28 protein-coding genes are annotated in these 24,588 nt (G+C 69.4%); 7 read left to right on the top strand and 21 right to left on the bottom strand.

Going from position 1 to position 24,588, the window contains the following annotated elements; translation table 11 throughout:
• Positions 1–38 precede the first annotated feature (38 nt).
• The gene (locus ABD811_RS23375; RefSeq protein WP_344951490.1) at positions 39–431 is read left to right on the top strand and encodes a DUF3307 domain-containing protein; all 393 of its coding nucleotides are present in this window, start codon (positions 39–41) and stop codon (positions 429–431) included.
• 148 nt (positions 432–579) lie between these two features.
• Positions 580–1,299, top strand: a complete 720-nt coding sequence (locus ABD811_RS23370) for a DNA/RNA non-specific endonuclease (protein WP_344951487.1) — start codon at positions 580–582, stop codon at positions 1,297–1,299.
• An 88-nt stretch (positions 1,300–1,387) separates the two neighbouring features.
• On the opposite strand, the gene ABD811_RS23365 is transcribed toward ABD811_RS23370, so the two are convergent.
• Both ABD811_RS23365 and ABD811_RS23360 read right to left on the bottom strand, forming a co-directional pair.
• Positions 1,388–1,744, bottom strand: coding sequence for a hypothetical protein (locus tag ABD811_RS23365; RefSeq protein WP_344951485.1), 357 nt, complete (start codon positions 1,742–1,744; stop codon positions 1,388–1,390).
• Between the two features lie 177 nt (positions 1,745–1,921).
• Positions 1,922–2,635, bottom strand: coding sequence for a peptidoglycan recognition protein family protein (locus tag ABD811_RS23360; RefSeq protein ID WP_344951482.1), 714 nt, complete (start codon positions 2,633–2,635; stop codon positions 1,922–1,924).
• A 233-nt stretch (positions 2,636–2,868) separates the two neighbouring features.
• Between ABD811_RS23360 and ABD811_RS23355 the strand changes: the two genes are divergently transcribed.
• The 5 genes from ABD811_RS23355 to ABD811_RS23335 all read left to right on the top strand — a co-directional run bounded on the left by ABD811_RS23355 (position 2,869) and on the right by ABD811_RS23335 (position 6,718).
• Positions 2,869–3,792, top strand: coding sequence for a glycosyltransferase (locus tag ABD811_RS23355; protein WP_344951479.1), 924 nt, complete (start codon positions 2,869–2,871; stop codon positions 3,790–3,792).
• Between the two features lie 4 nt (positions 3,793–3,796).
• A complete protein-coding gene (locus ABD811_RS23350) occupies positions 3,797–4,375 on the top strand; it encodes a class I SAM-dependent methyltransferase (RefSeq protein ID WP_344951477.1) in 579 nt (192 codons plus the stop codon).
• Positions 4,363–5,211 (top strand): glycosyltransferase, encoded by an 849-nt coding sequence (locus tag ABD811_RS23345; protein WP_344951474.1) that lies wholly within the window; start codon positions 4,363–4,365, stop codon positions 5,209–5,211. The genes ABD811_RS23350 and ABD811_RS23345 overlap by 13 nt, the downstream gene beginning before the upstream one ends.
• Positions 5,208–6,023, top strand: coding sequence for a hypothetical protein (locus tag ABD811_RS23340; RefSeq protein ID WP_344951472.1), 816 nt, complete (start codon positions 5,208–5,210; stop codon positions 6,021–6,023). The genes ABD811_RS23345 and ABD811_RS23340 overlap by 4 nt, the downstream gene beginning before the upstream one ends.
• Before the next feature lie 122 nt (positions 6,024–6,145).
• Positions 6,146–6,718: a hypothetical protein gene (locus tag ABD811_RS23335; protein WP_344951470.1), complete on the top strand. Its 573-nt coding sequence runs from the start codon at positions 6,146–6,148 to the stop codon at positions 6,716–6,718.
• An 85-nt stretch (positions 6,719–6,803) separates the two neighbouring features.
• Here the strand turns inward: ABD811_RS23335 and ABD811_RS23330 are convergent, their stop codons facing one another.
• From ABD811_RS23330 to ABD811_RS23240, 19 genes are all read right to left on the bottom strand, one after another.
• Positions 6,804–7,409 carry a hypothetical protein gene (locus ABD811_RS23330; RefSeq protein WP_344951467.1) on the bottom strand — a complete coding sequence of 202 codons (606 nt, stop codon included), beginning with the start codon at positions 7,407–7,409 and terminating at the stop codon, positions 6,804–6,806.
• 1 nt (position 7,410) lies between these two features.
• On the bottom strand, positions 7,411–10,542 hold the full coding sequence (locus ABD811_RS23325) for a hypothetical protein (protein WP_344951464.1): 3,132 nt from the start codon (positions 10,540–10,542) through the stop codon (positions 7,411–7,413).
• Positions 10,542–10,982 (bottom strand): hypothetical protein, encoded by a 441-nt coding sequence (locus ABD811_RS23320; RefSeq protein ID WP_344951461.1) that lies wholly within the window; start codon positions 10,980–10,982, stop codon positions 10,542–10,544. The genes ABD811_RS23325 and ABD811_RS23320 overlap by 1 nt, the downstream gene beginning before the upstream one ends.
• Positions 10,979–13,675, bottom strand: a complete 2,697-nt coding sequence (locus ABD811_RS23315; protein ID WP_344951459.1) for a glycoside hydrolase family 78 protein — start codon at positions 13,673–13,675, stop codon at positions 10,979–10,981. Before ABD811_RS23315 ends, ABD811_RS23320 begins: the two co-directional genes overlap by 4 nt.
• A gap of 22 nt (positions 13,676–13,697) precedes the next feature.
• Positions 13,698–14,066, bottom strand: coding sequence for a hypothetical protein (locus ABD811_RS23310; protein WP_344951456.1), 369 nt, complete (start codon positions 14,064–14,066; stop codon positions 13,698–13,700).
• Complete coding sequence (locus tag ABD811_RS23305) at positions 14,063–17,893, bottom strand: phage tail protein (protein ID WP_344951454.1); 3,831 nt, start codon at positions 17,891–17,893, stop codon at positions 14,063–14,065. The genes ABD811_RS23310 and ABD811_RS23305 overlap by 4 nt, the downstream gene beginning before the upstream one ends.
• Before the next feature lie 6 nt (positions 17,894–17,899).
• Positions 17,900–18,169, bottom strand: a complete 270-nt coding sequence (locus ABD811_RS23300) for a hypothetical protein (RefSeq protein WP_344951451.1) — start codon at positions 18,167–18,169, stop codon at positions 17,900–17,902.
• The gene (locus ABD811_RS23295) at positions 18,166–18,552 is read right to left on the bottom strand and encodes a hypothetical protein (protein WP_344951448.1); all 387 of its coding nucleotides are present in this window, start codon (positions 18,550–18,552) and stop codon (positions 18,166–18,168) included. The genes ABD811_RS23300 and ABD811_RS23295 overlap by 4 nt, the downstream gene beginning before the upstream one ends.
• A gap of 60 nt (positions 18,553–18,612) precedes the next feature.
• Positions 18,613–19,194: a hypothetical protein gene (locus tag ABD811_RS23290; protein ID WP_344951446.1), complete on the bottom strand. Its 582-nt coding sequence runs from the start codon at positions 19,192–19,194 to the stop codon at positions 18,613–18,615.
• A gap of 3 nt (positions 19,195–19,197) precedes the next feature.
• The gene (locus ABD811_RS23285) at positions 19,198–19,419 is read right to left on the bottom strand and encodes a hypothetical protein (protein ID WP_344951444.1); all 222 of its coding nucleotides are present in this window, start codon (positions 19,417–19,419) and stop codon (positions 19,198–19,200) included.
• Entirely contained in the window at positions 19,416–19,634 is a 219-nt protein-coding gene (locus ABD811_RS23280; RefSeq protein WP_344951441.1) for a hypothetical protein, read from the bottom strand. The genes ABD811_RS23285 and ABD811_RS23280 overlap by 4 nt, the downstream gene beginning before the upstream one ends.
• Positions 19,631–20,086, bottom strand: coding sequence for a hypothetical protein (locus ABD811_RS23275; protein WP_344951439.1), 456 nt, complete (start codon positions 20,084–20,086; stop codon positions 19,631–19,633). The genes ABD811_RS23280 and ABD811_RS23275 overlap by 4 nt, the downstream gene beginning before the upstream one ends.
• Positions 20,083–20,448: an HK97 gp10 family phage protein gene (locus tag ABD811_RS23270; protein ID WP_344951437.1), complete on the bottom strand. Its 366-nt coding sequence runs from the start codon at positions 20,446–20,448 to the stop codon at positions 20,083–20,085. The genes ABD811_RS23275 and ABD811_RS23270 overlap by 4 nt, the downstream gene beginning before the upstream one ends.
• Positions 20,449–20,469: 21 nt before the next feature.
• Positions 20,470–20,829, bottom strand: coding sequence for a head-tail adaptor protein (locus tag ABD811_RS23265; RefSeq protein WP_344951435.1), 360 nt, complete (start codon positions 20,827–20,829; stop codon positions 20,470–20,472).
• A complete protein-coding gene (locus ABD811_RS23260) occupies positions 20,826–21,290 on the bottom strand; it encodes a hypothetical protein (protein WP_344951433.1) in 465 nt (154 codons plus the stop codon). Before ABD811_RS23260 ends, ABD811_RS23265 begins: the two co-directional genes overlap by 4 nt.
• Before the next feature lie 27 nt (positions 21,291–21,317).
• Positions 21,318–21,896 carry a hypothetical protein gene (locus ABD811_RS23255; RefSeq protein ID WP_344951430.1) on the bottom strand — a complete coding sequence of 193 codons (579 nt, stop codon included), beginning with the start codon at positions 21,894–21,896 and terminating at the stop codon, positions 21,318–21,320.
• 62 nt (positions 21,897–21,958) lie between these two features.
• A complete protein-coding gene (locus ABD811_RS23250; protein WP_344951427.1) occupies positions 21,959–22,897 on the bottom strand; it encodes a phage major capsid protein in 939 nt (312 codons plus the stop codon).
• Positions 22,898–23,071: 174 nt separating this feature from the next.
• On the bottom strand, positions 23,072–23,899 hold the full coding sequence (locus ABD811_RS23245) for a phage scaffolding protein (RefSeq protein ID WP_344951424.1): 828 nt from the start codon (positions 23,897–23,899) through the stop codon (positions 23,072–23,074).
• A 47-nt stretch (positions 23,900–23,946) separates the two neighbouring features.
• A partial coding sequence (locus ABD811_RS23240; RefSeq protein ID WP_344951421.1) for a hypothetical protein occupies positions 23,947–24,588 on the bottom strand: 642 nt, incomplete at its 5' end.

Genomic DNA, 24,588 nt, shown 5'->3' with positions numbered 1-24,588 from the left:
GCACTCCACCGTCGGACACAGACCGTGGGAGGCACCTCATGATCGGGAAAATCATCCTCGCCCACCTGGCAGGGGACTACCTGCTCCAATCCGGCTGGATGGCGCGCGGCAAGAAGCGGCGCTGGTGGCCGGCCGTCGCGCACGGCGTCGTCTACACGCTCCCGTTCCTGCTGCTGACCCGCTCGCCTTGGGCGCTGCTGGTCATCGCAGGAACGCACGTGGTGATCGACCGGTACCAGCTCGCCCGCCACGTCGTGTGGGCCCGGGAACAGCTCGCCCCCCGGGCCGACCGGCCACCCCGGTCGGCCATCACCGACAACCACGGCTCGCCCTCTACGGTCGCGCCGGGCATGGCGCACGCCATGAAGATCATCATCGACAACACCATGCATCTGGTCATCAATGCCGCGGCACTCACCTGGCTTGCGTGACGATGGTGGCGGCGGTGGAGGCGCTGAGCAGCTGTCCCAGTCTCACGACGGTAACCGCAGCAGCCAGTTGACCTCGCCAGCGCGCTAGTACCGGCGAGCACACTCTCCGAACACAATCTGTAGTCACTCGACTGCAAAGAGGTGTTCAATGCTCGGACGGCGCGCACGGGCTCGACGGACGGTGCACGGTGCCGCGGCGGCAGCCCTGGCCGGGGTCCTGACGGTCGGACTCCTCGCCGGACCATCGACCGCCTCCACGGCACCCCAGACAGCACCGTTAGCGGCACGCGACCAGGCGCCCACGTCGTCTCTCACTGCTACGCGGGATGTTGACCCCGCGCCATGCGACCGCTATCTGCGCGCCGACGCCCTCTACCGCGCTAACAACGCCGAGTACCGTACCGACGACCTTGGGCGTCCCGAGTATGCCGAAGCCACCGACCTAACGGTATCCCCCGCTGATCGGGGGCCGTGTCAGGGCAAGGTCGGGCGCATGGCGCCCGTGACCGGCTACGACGGGGGACATTTGGTCGCCGCGACCCTTCACGGGGTTGATCGTCGCTACGACTTGGTGCCGCAGTGGTACAGCATCAATCGCGGCATCTATCTGCGCTGGGAAGAAGGTGCGAAGCGCTGCCTGCAGGCCCCTGGCGGGCGGGTGCTGCGCTACGCCGTACAAGTCGACTATCCCACCGGAGACACTGTGGTCCCCGAACGATTCGTCACCCGCATGACCGTCTCGACGACGGGCCACGAGCGGCAGTCATTCGGTCTGGACATCCCCAACCGCGCCGTCACCGACCAGGAGTATCAGCGGCTGCGTGAGCAGCTGAACACCGGCCTGGAAAACGCCGGCTGCACGGCCTGACCGCCTACACCAACGGCCCGGCCAGGATGCAAAGAAACAGCGAGGCGGCCCGCCTTCCCCGACAGGAGGCGGGCCGTACGCCAGTTGTCTACAGATCCTCGGGATTCAGTGAGCCTGGCTTGAAGTAGCGGCCGTCAGGCGTCCTGCGGAGGCCCGATGTGATCACGCCGCTCTTCCCACCTCGTGAGTTATAGGCGTTGACACCGCACGCCTGGGCGAATTCGTGCGGGTCGAAGTTGGGGTCTTGATGGCCGAGTACCTGGGCGACGACCCACATGACGTTGGTTCGGATATTCGCGGTCTCGTTGGCGTTGAGTACCTTGTCGCCCTTGTTGCTGTCATACTCGCGGCGGTGTCCGGCTCGATCGATTCGGTACGGCGCGTCCGACCAGTCTTGCAGGCGGATCTCGGCAGCGAGTTCTTGGGCAAGGCGGCTGAGAGCCATGGTTCCTCCGACAGGAACTAGCGAAGTGCACCCCCCGACGGGGCGCCGTCAGCAGTGTAGAGCAAAGGAGTCGCCGAGTCTCTTGGTGCTGCCCGCCTCGTCGCCCCTCGGCAAAACGAACGGCCCTGTACCGCTCGCCGATGGCGCCCGGCCCAGCGGCCGGTGCCGCCGACGTCTCTACTGGTGAACCCGCAAAAGGACGGGCCAGGTCTGGGGACCCACGATCCCGTCGACGTCGACGCCACCCCATTTCTGGACGGCCCGGACGGCGGACTCGACGGTCGTGTCGAAGGTCCCCTCGACCGTATTGACCTCCGGATGCGAACGGGCGAGCAACAGCCCGCGCAGGGTCTCGACGTGCTCTCCCTTGTCGCCCTTGCGGAGAATCGGCAGCTTCTTCACGGCGTCCTCCATCCAGTCGGATCCACCACCTGACACGGGCATGCCGGCCTGGACCCACTCGTAGAGCTGCTTGCCGGGGCAGCTTGTCGCGGTGACGTCGCGGTGCCCCCGCTTCGCCAGCTTCGCCCCCTTGCGGCGGCACGCCTCGTCGTACAGCCACCGGATGGCCTTCTTGGCGGCGTCGGTGGCGTCGCCGTCCCGGCCGATCATGCACACCCCGATGCCGCTGGTGTTGTGCCCGGTGGCGTGCGCGCCGACCACGAGCCACCCCCGGCCCTCGTAGACGCGCCCCCTGGTGTCGACGAGGAAGTTGTAGCCGATGTCGGCCCACCCGTTGGAGTCCAAGTGGAAGTCCTGGATCTGGCGGGGGGTCTGCGTCGTGGGGCCTTCGGAGTAGTGCACCACGAACTCGGTCCTTCGCGACCAGGTCGTGGTCGGCCTGGAACGCGGCGTGCGCGCACCCCACTCCTTGCGGCTGATGATGTCCACGGCTGTCTCCTCCTGGGGGTGCCTGGTAGGGGGCGGGGACATGATCACTGTATGCGGGAGCGGTGACACTGACACCTGACGACCGGTGGCTGTGAGACTGCTGCGCGCGCCTATCAGAGGCAGCGCCGGGCACGCCGAGCCGTTTACCGGTCCTTGGCCGTCGCTTGGGGCAGACTGGATCACGTGTGCGATCGGGGGCGGCATGCCGGGGGTTCCCTGGCGCGGGGAAGACGGTGACCGGACGCGGCGGCGCCGGCAAGGTCATCACGCTGGTGAGCCGTGACAACGGCGTGGGGTTGTCGACCGATATGGCGCTGCTGGAGGAGGTGTTGGTCCCGGCAGGGCACCGGGTGCGCCGGGTGCACTGGCGGGCGCACCGGATGCCTCGCTGCGACGTTGTCATCTTCCTGGAGCTGTTCACCCCCAAGCTGCTGGACTATGCGCGCACGAGCGTAGGCGTGTTCAACATGGAGTGGTTCCTGCACAGGTGGCGGCGGTTCCTTCCGCAGATCACGCAGCTGTGGGCCAAGAGCGAGGAGGCAATGCGGCTGTATGAGGGGTGGGACCTGCACAACGCCATGTACACCGGCTTCGCCAGCCGTGACCTGTACGACCCGGCGGTGCCGCGCACACGCACCTGTCTGCACCTGAAGGGCCACTCGGACCTGAAGGGCACCGAGACCGTGTTGGAGGCATGGCGGCGCCATCGTGACCTGCCGCCGCTGACGATCATCTCAGCGAAACCGCTCCCGGCACCCGCGGGGGTCACCGTGCTGCCGCGGCTCCCTCATGACGAGCTCGTCCGCCAGGTCAACACCGCGGCGATCCACCTGTGCCCTTCCCGAAGCGAGGGGTGGGGCCACTACATCACCGAGGGCCTGTCGACGGGGGCGATCGTCGTCACTACCGATGCCTCCCCGATGAACGAGCACGTCCGCCCCGACTGGGGCTACCTGGTGCCGGTGGCGGGGAGTCGGCCGCGCGGCCTCGCCCGGGAGCACGAGGTCGATCCGGATGAGCTGGCGGCGGCGGTCCGGCAGGCGGCGGCGCTGCCGTCTCGGACACGCCGCAGGATGGCGGCTCTGGCCCGATCTCATGTCGCCGCCCGGAACGCAGAGTTCCGGCGGGTGGCGCTGACGCTGATCGAAGGACTGTGATGACATGCATTTGAGTGAGTTGCTGGAGGGGGAGCTGAGCGCCCTGCGCGCGCGGAGCGGACGGGACGCCCTGGCGTTCCTGGAGACCGGCAGCATCCGGGGTTCGACCGAGAACTATCAGTCCAACGACGGCTGGTCCACGCTCACCTTCGCCCGGCACGTGCGCGACCACGGCGGCAGCCTGGTCTCGATCGATCTCGACGTGCATACGGCCGACGCGGTGCTGCGCGCCCATGACCTGCGGCGGCACGTGAACCTGATCGAAGGGCATTCCATCGAAGTTCTCGCCGCGATCCTCGCTGGAAGGCGTACCAGCGGTGCCGTGCCGCTGGATGTCGTGCTGCTCGACAGCGACAACAGCGCCGACCTCATCCTGCACGAGTACCTGATCGTCCAGCACATGATCCGGCCCGGCGGGATGATGATGGTCGATGACGTCGAGCCCGGCTCGACCGGAGTCGTCAAAGGCCACCAGTTGGTGCCGTGGCTGGAGGCCCGCGCGATCCCCTACCGCATCGAGCGGCGGACCGGCGACGGCTACGCCACAGGCGTCCTGATCATGGAGACCCCGTGGAGATCGTGATCGTGCCCGCCTGGCGGCGGCCGGACTTCCTGGTGGCCACGCTGCGGCGGCTCGCGCTGGCCGACGATGATCAGCTGGTCTACTGGGTATGCCTGGACCGCGGCCATGACCCGGAGCTGGAGCCCGTTGTGGAGGCGTTCGCCGCGACGGTCGGACGCAGCCGGGTCCAGATCCGGCGCCGATTCCACGGCTACGCGGGCAACTCCTACAACGTGCTGGAGTCCTACCGAGAGGCATGCGCCTGGGAGCCGCGGCTGGTGCATCTGATCGAGGAAGACGTGCTCGTGGGCCGGGACTACTTCGCCTTCCACCGCCGGGCGCACGCCCTGGTCCCGGACGCGTTCTGCGTATCGGCCTGCCGCAACCAGCAACTCCCCCTCGGCACCGATCCACCGGCCGACGACGGAGCGGTCTACCGGCACGTCAGCTACCAGTCGCTCGGTGTGTCCTTCCGCCCGGATCGCCTCTCCCCCGTCCTCACGCATGCGGGTCCCGGGTACTTCGCCGATCCGGTCGGCTACTGCCGCTCGGTGTTCCCCGGCAGCCGGATCCCCGCGTCGAATGCCGAGCAGGACGGCCTGCTGCACCGGGTGCTGGAAGCCGACGGCATGGCCACCGTCTACCCCGCCGTGCCGCGCGCCTACCATGCCGGGTTCGTCGGCTACCACCGGCGGGGCCGGCCAGTGTCCGGCAGTCTGGAGCAGCGCGCCGAGCAGATCCTCACCATGGACGCTCAGCAGCTCAACACCCACGCCCCCGGCGAGTTCCGCGACCACACCGTGATCGGGCTCGACGACGAGCGGGCACCTGTGAAACGGGTGATCGACTGGCCATGAGCGACGGCGGGATGGGGCTGCACTGTCACGGGATCGACTGCTGCTGGGAGTGCCACCACGGCAGGCCATCCCACCCGGTGGACGCCGATGACGGCGGATGCGTGCAGCGAGGCTGCTACCGGGTGTCGATCGTGGTGCCGTGGCGGCCCGACGGCTGCCACCGCGACGCAGCCTGGTCCTACCTGCGCCGCCTGTGGGAGCAGCGGTACACCGGCTGGCAGATCCTCGAGGGGCGGCCGCCGGACGGCGGGTGGTGTAAGGCGGCGGCCGTCGCCGCGGCGGTCGAGCGGGCGGCCGGGGAGGTCCTGGTCGTCGCGGACGCCGACGTGTGGTGCGAGGGCGTGCAGGCCGCGGTCGACGCGGTCACCGCGGGGGCGCCGTGGGCGGTGCCGCACTGGCATGTGCATCGGCTGACCGAGACGGCCACGGCGGCGGTCCTGGCCGGTGGCAGGCTGGACGGCGAGCTGGGCGGGTCGCGCTGGCGTCGGCTGGAGCGGCAGCCCTATCCCGGATTCGCCGGTGGCGGCCTGGTCGTGCTGCCGCGCGTCCTGTACCGCGAGGTGCCACTGGATCCGCGGTTCGTCGGGTGGGGGCAAGAGGACGAGTGCTGGGCGCTGGCGCTGACAACAATCGCCGGGGTGCCGTGGCGCGGTGAGGCGCCGCTGTGGCATCTGTGGCATCCGCCGCAGCCGCGCACGAGTAGCCGCTGGGGGTCGCCCGCGTCGCAAGCGCTGTGCCGCCGATATCAGGCGGCGCGCACGCCTGCGGCGATGCGGCGGTTGCTGGGCGAGATGCCTGGCTACGGCGCCTGACGCACAGTCCAGCCGGTCGGCGCCCGGTGACCGGATGGGGACAGCGACCTCTCGGCGCGCAATCCGCCCAGGGGCCTCGCACGTCCCACAATGGCCAAGACCCCCGTGCAGAACGGATCTCGATGCGTCACACCCTCATCCTGCTCGCCGCCGCCGTCGTGCTGCCCGTCACCGGATGCGGCAGCGAGGACAAGGCATCCGATGGCGGTGCCCAGACCACGCCAGCCCAGCAGACCGCACCAGCCGCGCAGGAATCGGCCGCGCAGCCGGGTGTCCTGAAGGTCGGCCAGACACACACCTACAGCGATGGGCTGAAACTCACCGTGACGCGGCTGCGGTTGGCGAGTAAGCAGGAGCTCGATCCGACCGCCTACGACAAACCCGCCAGCTGGAAGGGCGTCCTGGTCGACATGACCGTGGTGAACGGCAGCGCCGCCAAGGCACAGCTGGACTTCGCGGTCACGGTCACCAGCGATCCGAACGACAGCACCGCAGTGCTGGCGTCCTACGACGGACCGGGCTCGGTGACCGGCGGGTCCTGGATGGGGGACGCCCCGCTGCTGCCGGGACGGTCCAAGAAGCTGACCAGCGGAATCGTGGTCGCCTCGCCGAGCAACATCACCATCAACTTCGGCAGCCCGTACAGCGCGCAGGAGCCGCGCGACGAGGTGACCGTGGTGGGCGACGCCCGGTGAGTCAAACGGGGCGTCGCCCTCTAGGGCGCACAGCCGCTGGGCGGTAGGCGGGCGGCGGTTCGGACCGTCGCGGCCTGGCCGGACGTCACGGGGCGCGGTCGAAGGAGTGGTCCAGCGCCACGAAGGTCCCCACCTGCTGCTGAGGCACCACCGTGCCGTCAGGGTTGAACTGCAGACGGCACAGCGTCGGGGGATTACCTCCCGACGACACGGCATCGGTGACGAACTGGGCGGGCGGGCGGAAGCCCGCCGGAAGCTGAAACGCCGAGGAGCCCACAGTGCCGCCGGAGATCACGCCGCGCAGCCACACCCGTCCGGTGTGGTCCCGGCGGTACTGGGCGGTCTGCCAGGACGAGCCGAAGTTGCCCCAGCCGTTGGTGAAGGTGACGGGGGTCCATTTGGTGGCCAGCCCGGGGCCGAGCGCACCGATGATCAGGTAGGTGGTGCCGACCGGCACCAGGGCGACCCGGTCGCCCGGCTGCGGCCAGTACGGCGCTACGACGGGGTACATCTTGCCCGAGATGGTGGCCTCGCCGTCGAACCTGACGCGGGGCAGGGTGCCGTCCCAGAAGGTGGCCGGGGCGTAGGCGGGGTCGATGGTGCCCAGCCGGATCGGCCGGTCAGCTGAGCTGTTCCCCGCCTGCGCCTGGGCGTACCCGGCGACATCCTGCAGGAAGGACAAGGCGTCCATGTCAGGCGCCTCCGTCGGAGATGGAGACGACCCGGCGCGCCCGGTGCTTCATCTGGCTCCCGGCCTTCAGCGGCATCTCCCAGCTCTGCTCGGCGTAGGTGGCGTTCACCGCCAGCGGCCCGTACACGATCTTGTAGACGTCGTTGCCGGAGTGGATCGGCATGATCCAGGTGGTGAACTCGATCGCCTCGTAGACCTGGGACGCCTCGAACGCCAGGCGGGCGGCCTTGGCGTTGAGGGCGGCCTGGTCGGCGGCGTCTTCCTCGGTGCGGAAGTCGGTGATGATGCGCTGCCGGCGGAGCGTGGATGTGGGCGATGCGGGGTCGTTGTTGGTGTAGACGGCGGTGAGGGGAGGGCGATCGGGATCGCTGACGACGAGCACCCAGCGGTTCGGGATGTTGAAGAGGTCGAACTCCTGGGAGACCTCGGGGGTCATCACGCTGACCGCGTCGTCGGCGTAGGTGTATTCGGCGTGCCGCTCGGCCGGGGACACGTAAGGTTCGACGACCGCGACGCCGTCCTCATCGAACGACAGGCTCTCGTAGTTGATCGCGGACAACAGCTCGTTGATGATCTTCAGTTTGCTGGTGCCGGGCTCCCACTCGCGCGCGGTGGGCAGCGTCGCCGCGCTCGGGGTGATGCGCTTGGCGATCGATCCGAGCAGCGTCGAAACCGCCGTCGTGTACGCGGTGCCCGCCGCGACGGTATACCGGTCGACCACCAGGTCGTCGGAGTACACCTGCAGCTGGTCGTAGCCTTCGACGTCGCGGGTGACCACGTCGGAGGCGTCGGCCTCCCGCGTCGGGGTGGACAGCAGGAACACGCCCTGCGGCCACTCCACGAAGCTGGTGGCTTCGGGGGCGAGCTCGTGTGTGGGGCCGGGCGTGCCGTAGGTGATGGAGTCGATGGCGGGCCTGGCGGCGATCGGCGAGGATGGGCCGACAGGCCCGGCGATCGAGACCGCGATGTTGTCCAGGTAGGCGATGCCCGGCCCTGCTCCAGCGGCCCGGCCGAAATGGCGGCGGGTGATGCCGTCGGCCAGTGCGGCGTTGCTGGAGCCGATGGTCTCGGTGGGGGTGACCGCGTCGACGTCGTTGTACAGAGAGACGGTGGCGGTGCCGCCGGAGGCGCGGGCGATGCAGTGCCATTCGATCCGCACCCAACGGCCGATCGCCACAACGGCCGCGCTGGCCGCGATGACGGCCCCAGTGGTGTTGAGCAGTTCCAGTCGTCCGGTGGGGTTGAGGCGGATCTGCATGACCTGGCTGGTCGCGTTCCGCAGCCAGACGAGCGTCCAGTTCCCCGAGGGCACGGAAGGCAGGTACAGCTCGACGCGCCCCCATTCCTCGGTCTGGGTGCCGAGGGCTTGTTCCCAGCCGAGCAGGACATCGCTGGCCGCGTCGCCGGTGATCTTGTAGGAGAGGGTGCCGCGGGCCTGCTCGCCGCTGTAGGTGAGGGAACCGGAGCCGCCGGTGATGACGGTGTTCCAGACGTTGCCGCTGCCCCCACCGGAGTTGGTGGGGGTGACGGCGGCACCAACGGCGCCGCCGTCAGCGGTGTTGACCAGGTTGACCGGGGCGATCGTGGGGCCGATCGGCTCGGCCCTGTCGGAGATGGCCAGGTCGTACAGGTACAGCGTCGGCCAGGTGGGGGCCGTCTGGGGGTTGCCGTAGCGGATCGCGTCGGCGGTGGCGCCGACGGTGCCGGACAGCTGGACCATCGGGGGCCCGGTCTGATCTCCGTTGTGCACGGTCACGGTCGCTGCGGTGCCGTCCACGACGACCTCCACACGCAGGTTTACAGCTACAGGCAGGGAGGTGGCGGCGGTGGCGATGATGGTGTTGCCGGCGTCCCGGAGCCGCAGCAGTCCCGTCGAGGTGAGGTCGAGGCGCCAGCGCAGCTGGCTGTCGGCGCTGCCGTAGGCCTGCAGCAGCGGGGCGCCCGCGGATGGGTAGGCGGTGAGGTTGCAGTACATGCGCACCGCGTACTGGTCGTGCTGGCCGAACACCGCGGCGCGCCAGATCAGCTGGGCGGTCGCGGAGGGCTGCTGGGTCATCTGGATACGCGGGGGGCGTGGGCCGCCCTCGGCCACGGTGAACCCGGTGCTGGCGAGGGTGAAGGGGGTGTCGCCGTCTCCGGCTGTGCTCGTGGTGATCGTTGTTCCGGGCGTCAGGCCGCGGCCGCTCCAGCGGGCGAGGATCGGCTGTGGTGCGGGGCCTACCCGGCCGGGGCGGCCTTTGCCGGTCACGGTGATGGTCTGGATCGGGTCCCATGTGGTCGATGGCTCGGTGGCGGTGAAGTCGGCGCCGCCGACCGCCTGCACACCGGTCTGTGCGCTCGTCTGTGTGCTGGTCGGGGGGTTGTAGGGATCGGTCCAGTACAGCCGGTAGATCGCGGTGTAGCCGTCGGTGGCGATCTCCAGGCGCACCGGCCGATCGAGCAGCTGCCCGCGGATCGTGGTGATATCGACGCTGCCGAGACGGTACTCGTGGTCGATGTCGTCGATCACGATGTCGCCTGCCGGGCCTCCCTCCATCTGATAAGGAGTCAGGGCCAGGCGGGTGCCCGAGGGCACGAACAGGTAGGCGCGCAACGCCCATACCGTTCGGGTGCCGGCTGGGAAGGTGAACGCGGCCTCGCTCGTCCCATCGACGGATCCGAGCCGGGCCGAGCGCTGCCCGTCCGCTGACCATGACCCGTCATACAGCACGGTCCCGGTGACGCTGCCGAGCGGGTCGCCCGAGGCGCCGGAGTTGTCCACGGTCACCTGTTCGCCGTCGGGGCCGTTGACCCGGTTCCGCCACGAGGGGTTGATCGTGAACGGCAGCTGGACCTGTTTGCGAGGCATATGCAGCCGGACCCACGGCTTGATGCGGTTCGACAGGAAGTCGATCTTTCCGTCGGCGCGGAGCCGGAAGCGGGCGGTGCGTTTGATGTCGGCGAGCCAGTTCTGGCTCACGCTGGCCTCGATGACGTTGTCCAGATCACCGATCTTGACGTTGGTGGCGTCCAGCAGCTCGTACCGGAAGGACAGGCGGCGGGTGCCGTCGATTCCGCGCAGCGCCCGCAACACCTCTGAGGTGGTGTAGCCGTGGGGGTTGTGGTCCCCGGTAGGCGGTGCGATCGCTTGCATCAGGCCGTCACCTGCTCGATGCTGACGCGGGTGAAGGTGAAGGAGACCTCGGCGCCCCAGGGCTGGTCGTCCACGGCGTAGCCGGACATGGTGCCGTGCATCTGGCGGCCGCGGTTGTCGCGGAACACCAGCGTCGTCTTGGCCTCGGCGAACGCGCGCAGGTCGTCCAGCTCGGCCCGGTAGGTGTCGCCGTCGGGGATCTGGACGCGAATGCCGTACTGGTCGTCCTGGTGCTCGCCGTACTCGACAACGGGGAACCGGCGTCCGGCGAACGTCAGGGAGGTGCCGCCGATGTCGATCTTGGTGTCGCGGGTGGCCTTGCCGAATCGGTAGTGCCGCACCGTCCCGGCGGGATCGGCGGGGTCGTGGATCCACGCGCCCTCCAGCTCCAGCCGTGTGGTGGCCGGGTCGGAGTCGGAGTAGAAGGTGTAGTGGGTCATCCGGTGACTCCTGCTCGGGCCATGTACTCCAGCTGCACCCCCGAGGGGGCGCTGTAGTCGCGGTAGGTGCCGTCCGGTTCGATCTCGGCGAGCAACACCCAGGGGTCCCCGGATCTGGCGCGGCGCCGGTAGATCTCGTTGCCGACCGGCGTGGGCCGGTCCCCGGCCGACGGCGGATTGATCACGGTGACCAGGACGTAGCCGCCGTCATCGACAGGCTCGACGGCGATGAGCGGCCGCTCCGGCGAGGCGTAGTCGGGGGTGATCAGCCTGACCGCGGTGTTGGTGGCCACCTGGGCGGCGTTGCGGGCGGTCACCTCGATCTGGTATTCGACCCCGGCGGCCATCCCCTGCACCAGGTACGTGGTGGCGGGGCTGGTGACCCATCCCGTGTCCACCAGGACGGCGCCGGTGTCGGACCGTCGCGCCAGGACACGGTAGGCATCCTGTGTGGTGCCGGTGACCTGCCAGGCGATCAGGTAGGAGGCGGTGATGATGGCCGGATCGTTGTCCACGGCGGGGTCGGTGATCGTCAGGCTGCCGGAGTTGGAGGTGACGAAGGTGCCGTAGGCCGACCATGGGGACATCTCCCCCAGGTCGTCCCAGGTCCGCACGCGCCACCGGTACTCGATGCCGTTGTTCAGGGTGTTCGCGGGCAGCGTGTAGGCGGTGACGGTGCTGGTGGTGGTGCCGGTGTCGTGCACGAGGGCGCCGGAGTTGACGTTGTAGATCTCCAACTGGAACGCCGACTGCCGGTCCTGCGGGTTGGGGTCGTTGAACGTCCAGGTGAACGTCGCGGGCGTCGTGGCGTCGAACGCGGCCTTGGGTGCCAGGGTGGGCTGGGTGGGCGGCCAGTTCAGCAGGTCGGTAACGGTGATCAGCGAGTGGGCGCCGCCGCTGGTGCGGTTGGCGACGGTGATCAGTATGCGGTCCCCGGCGGCCCAGCCGCGGTGCACGCGTATCGCCAGGTTGGTGGATCCGGCGGCACCGACGGCCGAGGCGACCTGGACCTGGTCGCGGCCGGCCTGCCCCGTGGACAGGTTGACATGGGTGCGCATGAGGCGCCGCGGGTCGGCCTGGTCGAAGTAGTAGATCCAAACGCGGTTGTCGGTGGGGCTGTAGATGCAGTCCCATACCGGGCTGGTGGCCAGCACCGACGCCGCGGGCATGCTGGTGATGTCCTCGGCGGCCAGCCGCACGTCCGCCAGGGTGACGACTGTGCCGGTGCCGAGGGCCTGGCGGTGCACCACGGTGACGCCACGGTCGGCGGCCGGATCGGCGGTGACCGTGACGACCTGGGAGCCGTCGATGGCCAGCACCCGCGACTTGGCGTCGGCGTCCTTGGCGGCGTATCCGGTGGAGGTGTCGCGCAGCCGCGTGGTGTTGGAAAAGCCGGTGCCGCCCGGGTTGAGGTCGTAGACGGCGACCGACTGGGCGCCCCGGTCCCCAAGGACCTGGGCCTTGGTAGTGCAGATGACATAGCCGCGGCCCGAGCCCGGGGCGGCGGCCAGGTCCGCCAGCGTGCCGGTCTCGTTGACGTAGTTGTGGGAGCCGTCCGGGGCCGGGTTATCGACGAGCAGTCCCTCAGCGTTGCCGGAGGCCCGCACCGCGCTGCCGCTGCCGGTCAGCAGGTACGCGGGGTTGAGCAGCATGTAGGCGGTCTGGATCCCGGTGTTGCGGGCCGCGTTGCGGGCGACGAGGGCGACAATCGTGCCGCCGCTGCCCTGGGGGTGCCAAGCGGCGGCGACGTTGATGATGTCGCCCTCGTGGGCGGGCAGCGCGAGGTTGTGGACGTCGCGGGCCGTCCAGTTGTGCCCGGCACCTTTGACCAGGCCCCGGGCCCGCAGGACCCCGGGGAACTGGGGGTTGCCGTTGAGGATGTACAGGTTGTCGGAGGCGTCCCGGCAGAGGGCATAGGTCTGGGCGCCGCCCCGGCCGGGGCTGATCGGCGAGGTGTGCACGGTGCTGGCGGTGGTGCCGTTGTGCCATACCACGCTGATGGTGTTGATGTCTGGGGCGGTGGCGGCCTGGATCAGGTAGACGTGCGTCCCGTCGGACAGCTGCACCTGGCCGCCCAGGCTGACATCCATCAGGTGCTTGGTGGTCTCGGCGACGAACAGCGCCGGGTCCTCCGCGGTTCCGGCCGTGTTGGAGGTCCGCACCCGGTGGTACTCGTTGTCGGAGGGGGTGAGCTGGTTGCGGTTGCGGCCGGTGTAGAGGATGTACCGCAGGGCCGCGGTCGCCGAGAGCTGGCTCATCTGTTCGAGTCCGGCCCGCAGACGTCCGGTCCCGCTGGTGTGCGCGTTCTCGATCTTGGCGACCATCGCGCCGTCCTGGTTGACCAGCTGGTTGAGCTGCCCGGGGGTTCGAAAGTTGTCGGTGCCCCAGGTCGCGCCCCAGTTGTAGGCAGTGATCTCGATCGAGCGGGACACCCCGGTGCCGGTCACATGATCGGCGTACCAGAGGAAGTACGCGGCCGCCGCCGTGCGGGTCGAGGGCGCGGTGTAGCTGTACTGCGTGCCCCATTGGTGCACGTGGTAGAGGGAGCCGCGTGCCTGCCCCACGTAGGCGAGAGTGGCATCCGGGGTTTGCTCGAAGTTGGCACCTGCGAGCGCGGCGGCGTAACTGGTGGAGTAGGAGTGGACGCTGCCGGCATCGACGCCGCCGCGGGCGAACACGATCGTGGTGGTCACCGTGTGCTCCTCACCGTGCTCCTCATCGAGTGGTCCTGCTCCCGGCGATGGCTGTGGCGATGGCGGTGATCGGGTCATGGCGGTAGCGGGTGGTGCGTCCGTCCGGCTCGGTGACCTCGATGTCGCCCTGCCCGTCGGGCATCAGGAGCGGGGGGTTGACGATGCGCCACTGCGGTGGCCCCAGCGCCGGGCCGGTCCAGACCTCGACGCACACGGCGTCGTCCTGGTCGCTGACCTCCAGGTGCCCGATCGTGACCTCGCCGTCGGGGACGGCTACGGCCAGTTGCCCATCGACGCCGCGGCCTGGGTGGTTCTCCCATGCCTGGATGACGAGCCGGGCTTTCTCGGCGGCGGTGTCCTCGGCCGCCGCGAGCCAGTCGATGACGTTCATGGCATGCCTGCCTTCGCGCCGTACTGTCGGGCCGTGACCCGCAGTCCCTCGATCATGGTGAGGAGGTCCTGAATCGACTTGATCTTGGAGGCGTCCAGGACGATCGCGCCCTCCTGGAGGACGATCGTGGTGTGCTGGCCCTTGGCGGCCTCGACGATCGCGCGGAGCTGATCCAGTGTCTGGACGACCTCGGCCGTGCCGGAGCGGTTGACGGCGATGGCGCCGTCGGGCAGCACTCCCCCGATGTCGTGGGTGCCGCGTGCCCAGGGCGGGGCGGACATGACCTCGCGCAGCGCGCGGGTGTGTGGCGTGGTGTGGAACCAGTCGTTCTCGCGTTCGTCCTGGAAGACGAGGTCGACGTACTGGTCGGGGTCGACGATGCCGCCCTTGGCGAAGCGGGGACGGCGGATTGACGAGGCAGAGTTGATGTAGCCGTTCTGTTTGCGGACGGCGTTGCTCTCATTTCCGCCGATGGTTATCGCGCCTTTTCCTGTGTAAATGTTGATATGGCCAGCGTCTCCCCGGTACAGGGCGAGGTCACCGGCCTTCTTGGCGCCTGGTGAGACGCGGGGAAGGCTGGTGTAGGAGCTGACCAGGGGTGGCCACGACACTCCGGCCAAGGCTTTCTTCGCGCCTGCCTCTTTGAAGACTTCGGCCACAAACATCCCACACCAGGCCAGGAAGTCCATTCCCCAGGCGCGAGTGAATCTATTCGGATTTCCCTGCAGTCCAACATATTTCTCGGCGATCTGCACGACCTTGCGGCCGTCGCCGCCCTCTAGTTGGTCGGCGAACTGGCGCAGCCAGCCGATCGATTTGCTCACCAGGTGACCGAGCATTTTGCCGGGCAGGCCGGGGAAGTCGGCGCGGTTACCGAACCGGGAGGTGACCATGTTCACCATCGGCCTCAGCGCGGCCTCCAGGGCCTTGACGAACCCACCGGCGAAGTTGTTCTTGGCCTTGCCCAGGAACCGGCCGACGAGACCGACGATTCCGCCGTCGCGGAACCCTGGGAGCAGCAGCTCCCCAGCCCGGTTCTTCAGGCGGTTGGCCGTGTGGATGAATCCGGCGCCCAGGGAGCGGACGGCCTCCGGGACGAGGATGCCCTCGCCGGAGCGGACCATGGCGAGCTGATCGTCGCGGGTGGAGAAGCCGGACAGGACCTTGCCGCGGCGGACGTCGGTGATGCCGCCCTTGGCGAAGCCCTTGGGGATCGGCATGTACGGCAGGCCGGGGACGCCCGGGAGTTTCCCGGCGATGTTGTTCCAGACCCCCCGGATGCCCTTGTTGTAGACGACGTCGATGACGAACCGGACGGGGCTGGATGCCGCTGAGCGGAGCCGGTTGAACACGGTCTTCACGCCATCGGCTGCCCGTGAGAACGCCGAGATCGTGCGGTCCTTGAGCTGGTTGAACGCGCTGACCACGCGGTCGCGGAGGCTGCTTGCCCGCGAGGTCACCCAGTCCCGCAGGTTGCTGATACGGGAGGTGGCGGTGTCGCGCAGGCTGGTGAAGCGCGAGACCGCGCCGTCCCGCAGCGACTGGATGCGGGAGACGACCCAGTCGCGGGCGCTGGTCGCGCGGGAGGTCACCCAGTCCCGCAGGTTGGTGACGCGGGACACCGCGGCGTCGCGCAGGCTGGTGAACCGGGACACCGCGCCGTCCCGCAGCGACTGCACGCGGGTGATGATCCAGTCTCGGGCGTTGGTGAACATCGCCACCGCGCGGTCGCGGAGCCAGCGGATCGGCGCCAGCCCAAGGTTCAGCAGCGTGTTGAACCAGGAGACGACCCCGTTGACCAGGGTGGGGATGAGCGACCCGACGATCTTGTCGTAGAGCCATTGGAACGGCCAGATGATGAGGCTGATCGTCGTCTTGACGGTCTGCACCACCAAGCCGAGACCGCCCTGCAGGATGGCGAGGACGGCCTGCCAGAGGCCGGAGAAGATCGCCTTGATGCCGTCCCAGGCGCGAGACCAGTCGCCGGTGAAGATCCCGACGAAGGTGTCGAAGATGCCCTTGATCGTCGTGAGAGCTCCGGAGAGGACTCCGGTGACCGTGAAGAAGACGATCTTGAGGGTGTTGAGGATGTCGTCGCCGAAGCGGCCCCACACGGCGGTGAGGATGTCCAGGCCGAAGCCCAGGACGCTGCCCAGCCGGTTGACGACCGTGGTGACGACATCGATGGCGCTGCCGAGGGTCTCGCCGACCTTGCGGCCGATCTCCGAGACGCGATCGAACGCCTTTTCGAAGTCGGCGGCGTGCTTGTCGCGGAACTCGCGGAACTTCTCGCCGACCTTGTCGACGAGCCCGGTGATCTTGCCGCCGATGTCGCTGGCCCGGTCGGCGACCGCGCCACCGAGGTTGCGGACCTTGCCGATGATCCCGTCGAACCCTGGCGCGACCCCGGCGAAGGCGGCGGTGATCTTGGGGCCGCCCTCCTGCCGGATCCGGGAGGCAGCCCCCGCGATCGCCGAGCCGATCTGGCGGGCCTTGTCGACCGCCTTCGGCGCTTGGGTCTGGATGAACCCGGTGAAGGCGCCGCCCATCGCCGAGCCGATCTCCCGGGCTTTCTGCGCGATCGGGGTCTGGGCGACCTCAGCGCCGAACCGGCGCATCCAGACGTAGGCCTGGGCGAGTTTGTCGACCACGCGGACTAGAACCGTCACCATGCCGAAGACACGGGTGACGAACCCGGCGAGGAACCCGCCCAGCTCGGGGCTGTCGCGGACGGTGGTGAACAGGTCCGACAGCGCGTCGGTCAGGCCCGCGATGGCCGGCTCCATGGCCTGGCCGAGGGGGTCGAGGAGCTTGGCGAACGCCTGCGCGGCGACGTCGATGACCGGGCCGAACGACTTGAGTGCTCCCAGGAACCGGCCCGCGAACAGGTCGATGGCCGGCGCCAGGGTCGCGAACGCTCCCTCCAGGTGCGGGACCAGGGAGTCGAACAGCCCCCGCGCGTACCCGGCGATCGAGATCAGCGTGCCCTCGAAGGGCTTGCTGATCCGCTTCAGCGTGGTCTCGACGTGATCGCCGAGGTCGCTGAAGACCTTCTTGACACGCTCGGACTGGGCCGCCGCGTGGAGGCCGATCGCGGCGATCCCGATGCCGAACTTGGCGGTCAGGCCGATGGCCGCCGCGGCTCCCACCGCGGGCAGGGCAGCCAGCCCCCCGATGATCCCGCCGACCATCAGCGGCGGGGCTCTGAGCCCGATGCGGGAGAACACGCCGCCGACGGCGGTGAACATCCGCGAGCCCTGCGTGCCGATGGCGCCGAGGAAGCCGGAGGCGAAGCCCCGGCCGGAGGTGCGCCCGGATACGGCGGACTCGGAGGCGAACCTGCCGAGCGAGTCGTGCAGGCGTCCGTTGGCGTCGCGGCTGAAGCCCGCGCCGAATTCCTGTCCGGCGCCGCGCCCGGCGTCGCCGGACACCCGGCGGAACAGAGCGCCGAACCGGCTGCGGACCTGGTTCATCCCGGCCTCGGAGGCCCGGTGGAACGCCTGTCCGAACAGCCGCCCTGACAGCCGCCCCCAGCTGTCGAAGTCGCGGGCGAAGTGGCCTGCGGAGTCGCGGAGCCGCCTCTGCGCGTCGCGCTGGAAACCGATCCCGAACGCGCGACCTGCCTCGCGGCCGACCTGCTGGGCACCGCGGAAGGCGGTGTCCATGGCACGGCGTGCGCGGCTCAGGCCGCCCTGGGACTCGCGGCTGAAGGCGTCGCCGAATGCCTGTCCGGCGCGGCGTCCGACACGGTCGGCGCCGCGCCGGATCACGCCCTCGTTGAACCGGGAGGTGACCTGGACGAAGCCCTCGGCGATACGGAAGCCCATTCCCGGTTACCGGTCCCGTCTCTTCCCGAAGAACTGCAAGATCGCGGGGTTGTCCGCGATGTCGTTGTAATAGGTCTTCTGCGGCTGGGGTCGAGCTGGTGCGGACGCGCTGGAACGGCGCTGGCTGTTCTCCTCGGCGCGCATTCTCACCGCGCCTTGATACGCGTGCAGCCGTTCACAGAAGCTGAAGAATCTTGCGGCGTCCATGCCTTCCATGTCGTCGATCCGGTGCAGCACGGAGAGGTCAGATCGAATGTCGTCCAGACAGTCGATCACCCACGCGATTTTTTGGAGCCTTTGCGACGGCGAACGCCACGATGGCCCTGGGCTGCTTTTTGGCCCTTTCCCCCCAGGACGTGCTTTTCCAGCCGGTCGAAGACGTCCTGCAGCTGGTCGAACTCCAGGCTGGGGTGGTCCTTGAGCATCTGGTAGGTGTCCTCGCCCAAGACCTCGGTCATGACCCACATGGCCGCCGCGTCCGGCCCCTTGGTGACCTGCTTCTCCAGGTACTCCAGGGCGATACCGGCCGGCATGCGCCTGGGGATCTCGTAGACCTCGCCGCCCATCTTGAACAGCGGCACCATCTCGACGTCCTCGGGCGGCGCGTCCGGGTCGGGCAGCTCGGGGATGTCGTCCTCGTCTGTGTCGTTTACCGACATGGTTCTCCTAGGGGCGGGCCCTGGCCGTTTACGGGCCGGGCGGTGGTGAGGTGCGGGCTGTTAGGAGCCGCCGTCGTCCTCGTCGACGTAGTCGAACGGCGGAACGCTGCGGGAGACGTAGTGCGCTTTCAGCTCCACGGGCAGGAGGGTTTGGCCGTCCTTCACTGATTCCTGTTCGACCGTGGCCTCGTTGATGACCTTTCGGACGATCACGCGGCGGCGCAGTCCTGCGGGGGCGATGCCGTCGAAGATGGCCGCCGAGTAGTTCGGGGAGACGGCGGAGTTGTCCATGGTCGGGCTGTAGGACTTGTATCCGGCGCCGGTGTTGATGGTGCCGCCGTTGAACGCGAACCGCAGATTCTCCAATGTTGGCTCGGCCATGTTCGTGTTGACCTTGAAGGTGCGCTTCGTCAGGCGCGACTCGGGGATGTCGACGATCTGATCGACCTCCAGCTCGGAATATTCGAGCTCGACTTCGAGGGTGACGCCGCCCTGTGTGCCGCCGATGTCCCGCCACTCGGTGGCGACACTGGTCTCATCGACAGGGAGAGCGACCTCTTCCTCGGGAGGCTCGGTTGCGCCGAACTGGCCGACGAACAGATCGGCAGGCCCCTGGATGAGGTTGGTGACGGTGACTGCCATCGGTTACTCCGCTTCCTGGCTGTCGCGCTTACGCCTGGTGCTCCGCGCCGGGATGTCCGGCCGGGCGGTCGTCATGGCCTGCGGGTGGGGAGGCTGTGCCTGCGTGCCGCTGGCCTGGTCGGTGACGTCGGCGATCAGGCCCTGCCGCTGCAGGTCCAGCAGCTCGGCATCGCCGACCTCGGTCACTGTGTGCGGGCGCATGGTGGTGCGGATCTTGTGCTTCATGCGGTTCTCCTCCGCCGGGGTCGGGTCGGTACGAACTGGACCGGGATGTGCTCATCGGGGCCGATGCCTGGCGGAATGGGCACGACCCGGGTGGCCGGGAAGAGGTACTCCAGCTCCGCGCGGGAGGTGTGGGAGATGACGCGGCCGTGCCAGGTCAGCAGGCAGCGGGACTTCTCGCCCCACAGGCCGTACAGGCGCGGTCCCTCGCGGCTCATGGGGTGACCGCCAGGGGCGCCCAGTACAGCTGCAGCTCGAACTGGTAGTCGGCCATGCGGCCGTCCTCGGGCGTGATGCGCCGCGGCTCGGACAGGGCGTGGCCGGTCTGCACGCGGGCATCGGCGAACTGCGGTGGTGTGGTGATGCGGCCGAACGATGCGCGCTGCCGGTGCGGCTGGCACGCGGCCACGATGATGTCCGCCAGGGCGTTCGCCTTCCCCCAGGGCGGTTTCTGGGAGTCGGGGTTGACGGCCCAGCAGTCGATCTGGAGCACCGGCTGCCGCTGCGGTACGTAGATGTCCGGCTGCCCGGATACGAGCCCGATCTGTACGAAGCCGGTGTCGGCCCACGCCGCGGAGTCAGGCAGCGTGGTGCCCACGCGGTTGGCGGGGATGCCCGGCAGCGTCTTGATCCAGGCGACCGCGACGACCTCGTTCGTCGGTGCCTTCATGCCATGTCCGGCGGGGTGCGGCGCCGGTACAGCGCGGGACGCATGAACGGCTGGGCCGGGGTGCCGGGATGGCGGACGCGGTGGACGGGGTGGGCGGCGCCGCGCCAGTACAGGGCCTTCTTGGCTCGGGGGTAGATGGTGTGAGGGCGGGAGCCGAACTCCACGATGTGCCAGTAGTCGGTGCCGACGTACACGCGGTTGCCGCGCGCCTGGATGGTGGACTGGAGCTCGCCGGAATCGATCGGGACGAAGCGGCGGGCGTCCTCGGCCACCATCTCGGCGAGCCGGTTCTCGGCGCGCCGCAGCCTGGGGCGTAGCAGGCGCTGCCAGCCGGGCGTCATCGTGACGCGGATCTGGGCCACCCTGTCCTCCCTTAACGTCGGTCAGGTGATCTTGCGAAGGTCCAGGCGGATCGCTGCCCGGGCGCCGAACGGGGCCTGGGGCTGGACCAGGCCCTCGATCGTGTAGAGGGTGCCGGTGCGCTCGTCGCGGATGCGGTCGGTGGGCTTTACGTCCACGTCGCCGCGCAGGCGCCCGGTGTGGGTCTGGATGATGGTCAGCCGATTCTCTGAGGGGAGGAACTGGCGGACGGCCTGCTGGATGATCGAGGCCGGCAGGCCGGTGGCGATCGGGGTGTCGGTGTCGAGCGGGTCGCCGTACTCGTCGACCGCGTTCGGGTCGTCGGGATCGGTGCGCAGGATCGACACCGTGGTGGTGGGTGTGAAGCCGCTGCTGGTGGTCATCTGATCGGCCTCCATCGGGTGAGGCCGGTGTCGTCCACCTCCAAGTCGTCGGCGTCGATACCGATGGTCTCGGGGGTGCGCTTGCCGCGCAGTGCCAGTGCCTGCCCAGGGGTGAGCGCCTGCAGGGTGCGTGAGCGCCGCCAGGACAGGCGGCTTATGGCGGCTTTGGCCAGCGGCGCCAGCGTGAAGGTGTCGGGGTCGGCCTTGGAGTAGCGCAGCCCGTCATGGTCGACCTCGTCGATGTCGGAGCGGCCGGTGTAATCGACCTGCTCGGCCTGCCAGGCGGCCTGGAACGCCTCGCCCTTCTTGAGCAGGCGCAGGTCGCGGGGGCGCAGCTGGTGGCGGGCGGTCTCGGTCACGCCGACGTAGATCTCGATGACCGCGTTGGCGGCGTCGAGCTGTTCCTGCGTGATCTCCTGGCCGGTGATGTTCTTGGCCTCGGCCGGGGTCGCCCACGTCATGCTGCCCACTCCCCTCTTCCTTGCTGGCTAGGCGGTCGTCGGGTTGATCGGGACGGTGTAGGTGAGGGTGATGCTGCCGAGCCCGTGGTCGGTGCGGGTGTGGCGGGCGTCGCCGGTCACGGTGTGGCCGGCTGTCTCGGCGCGGCGGACCGCCATGCGCTGGTTGGCCTGGTGCCATGCCTGGTCATCGAGGTAGGGGCAGGGCTCTCGGACGGTGATCTGTATGTGGAAGCCGTCGCTCTGGGCCTGTGTCCCCTCCTCGGTCTGGGGATCGGCCTCGCTCTGCGGGTCGTCCTCGGTGGGGGGCTCTGCTGTCTGCCCGGCGCTGTCCCGGGGCGTGCTGGTGGCGTACCCGGCAGAGGGCCAGGGCCCTTCCCCTTCCGGGGGCCATGGGTCCTCGCCCTCCGGGGGCCATGGGTCCTCACCTTCCGGCGGCCACGGGTCCTCGCCCTCCGGCGGCCGGGGATCTGCGTCTTGCGGGGGCTGGGTGGCCAGCGTCCCCGATCCGTCACAGGCAGCGCCGTCCACCTGATGCCTGTACAGCCTGCCGTCGGTGCGGACCCGCACGTCCGGCCGTCCGCAGCTCGGGCACTGGGCCGTCGCCATACGCGCCTCCTCGTCCTCGGAGCGGCCCCGCCCCTGGGGAAGCGGGGCGGGGGTGCTGATGGTCAGGAGCCGGTCTCGTCCAGCTCCAGCACCGCGAAGCCCTTCTCGTGGCCCACGGCGAAGCCGCGGCGGGCACGCATCTTCAGCTTGCTCTCGTCGGACATGAAGCCGATGCCGGTGTCAGCACCGGCGACGGCCCACTCGGGGCCGGACCGGACGCCGACCTTGAGCAGCTGCCGGTTGCACACGATCAGCAGCGGGTTGCCGGTCGGTGAGGAGGTCGCGGTCGGTGAGGTCCGCGCGCCGAGGCTGAACCGCATCAGGTGCTCGAACAGCGTGCTGGGGGTGCCGGAGTCGCCACCCTGCCCCTGCACGAAGATCGGCCGGCCCTGCAGGTCCTTGATGCCGCGCAGCCGCCGCTTGAACGCGGGGTGCGCGATCACCAGGGCCTCGTTCTCGTCCCAGTAGTCGCCGGTCTCCACCAGGCTCAGCACCTCCGACAGGTCGTCGTAGGTGACGGTGCCCGTGGCCAGGACGTAGTTGGCGTCGGCGGTGTAGTCGGTGTCGGCGTGGCTGGTGCGGATGGCCTTGTAGACGCTGGTGTACGGGACGGCCGCGTAGCTGGGGGTGCCCTCGGCCGCGGTGGTCGCGAGGGTGGCGTTGTCGAAGTACTTGGCCCAGCTGGTGGCCCAGTCGAGGCGTTTGGTCTCCAGGATGTCGACGTGGGAGTCCTTGGTGTCCTCGTCGGCGATGGAGATCGCCTTGCCGGACTTGCGTGCGGTGAGCAGGACCTCGTCGTTCTCGGAGACGTCCTCGGTGTAGGTGCCGCCCTTGGCGATGCCCTCGACCTCCATGCCGGCCGAGCGGGGCACGTGCCGGGTGTCGGTGGTCATCGGGTAGCGGCGGCCGTACGCCTCGACGGCGGAGACCTGCTGGACGCGCTGGATGACGTTGGAGTCCCACTCCTCGGGGACCCAGGCGTCGAAGTCTGCCCTTGCCATGTCGTGATGGCCCTTCGTGGATGGGGTGTGGGGTGCCCGTCCGGGCCGTCTGCCACGCCCTGGCGGCCACGGGGTGGTCGCGGGCGATGTGTGGCTCGTCCGAGCCGGGTCCCGGCTCTCCCATCCAGGAGGGCCATCACTACACAGGGTAAACGATCTTGGGTGGTATGGGTGTTATTTCTCGCCGCGCAGCCGCTTCAGGATCTGCTGCTCGGGGCTGATCCTCTTCTTGGCCGGGGGCTTGTCGGCGCCGTCGGCGGCCTTGGCGCCGCTGGGCTTGCGGCGGGGCGGCTCGGGCTGGGTGAACAGCTCGGGGTATTCCTCCTGCAGCTCGGCGATCTGGGCGTCGATGCCGTCGACTTCGCCGTCGTCGGTGACCTCGATGTCATCCAGGTTCATCAGCCGGATCATGCGGTCGAGCTTGTCCTTGGGGACACCGGCGTCGATGAGGGCGGCCTTGGCGGTGGTGCGCACCACCAGCGGCTTGTACTTCTTCTCGACCTCGGCGGCGGCCTTCTCGGCGGCCTCCCGCTGCGCGCGCTCGGTTTCGCTCTCGGAGGACCGCTTGAGCTCGGCGAGCTGCTGCTGCGCTTCCCGAAGGGCTCGTTTGGCGGCCTGACGCTCGCGGATGACCCGCTGCAGCTCGGCACGGTCGACTAGGTCCTCGCGGCGGGGGTCGTCGCGGCGCTCGTGCTGGCGTCCCTTCCCGTCACCGTCACCGCTGCGGTCGTCGTCACCGGCCTCGGTGTCGGTGTCGTCCTGGCCCTCGCCGTCGTCCCGGCTGCTGCCGTCGTCGTCCCGGTCGTCCCGGTCGTCGTGGTCGTCGCCGTTGCTGTCGTCGCTGTCGTCGTCCTGGTCATCGGGCGCGCCGCCCATGACCGGCCACACGACCCGGCCGGAGCCGAGCACACCGAGCGCGCGCAGCCCCGTGCGCGGGTGCACGGGCAGCTGCCCAGGCAGCGCGGTGGTCTGCTCGTCCTGCAGGCCGTCGTTCTTGTCCATCCGGACCCCCGGTTTCGTTGTGCGCCATCCGGCGCGGTGGTGTTTTCTCAGGTGGCGGGTTGCGCTGGCGGCTGGGGCAGGGCGCGGCCGCGCGGGAACCGGCCTGCCGCTACGGCCTGGTGGCCGTAGCGTTCGACGGAGACCGGCAGGCCGACGCCACGGCGCAGCAGCCGGTCGGCGGCGCGGATCCGCGCGGCCTCCGATTCGCTGGGCAGCGACCAGCCGCGCACGACGCTGCGGCGTGCCTCCCGTTGCAGCGCGTCGGCGGCGGCCTGGTCCTGGGCGCCGCCGAGGTAGGGGACGATGTGGCAGCGGCAGTGCGGATGCCGTGGCGGGCGGCCGCTGAAGTCGTTCCAGCGCAGCGGCCTGTCTCCGTAGGTGATGTCGGGTGAGAAGCCGGTGTCGATCGGGGCGATCTCGCCCGCCAGGGCGATGCAGGTGAGGCAGGCGTCGCGTTCGGCGACCCACAGAAGCTGGCGGGCGCCGAGCTGTGTGGCGGCGGCGGCCGATCCGGCGGCGGCGGCCTGGTTGACGGCGGTGGTGCCGGTCGCGCGCAGCTGTGCCTTGACCGCGTGTGTGGTGGCGATGGGGTCGGCGCCCTCCTCGATGCGGCGGGCGGCGGCCTCGGCCGCGGCGTGGGCGCGGGCCGCGGCGTCCAGGCGCGGCCCGGGCGGCTGCGGACCGCTGGC

It is taken from the genome of Actinomadura miaoliensis, from assembly GCF_039536785.1.
Classification (GTDB): Bacteria; Actinomycetota; Actinomycetes; order Streptosporangiales; family Streptosporangiaceae; genus Spirillospora; species Spirillospora miaoliensis.
Note: the sequence above shows the minus strand (reverse complement) of the source record. Positions and strands in the feature narration are given on the sequence as shown.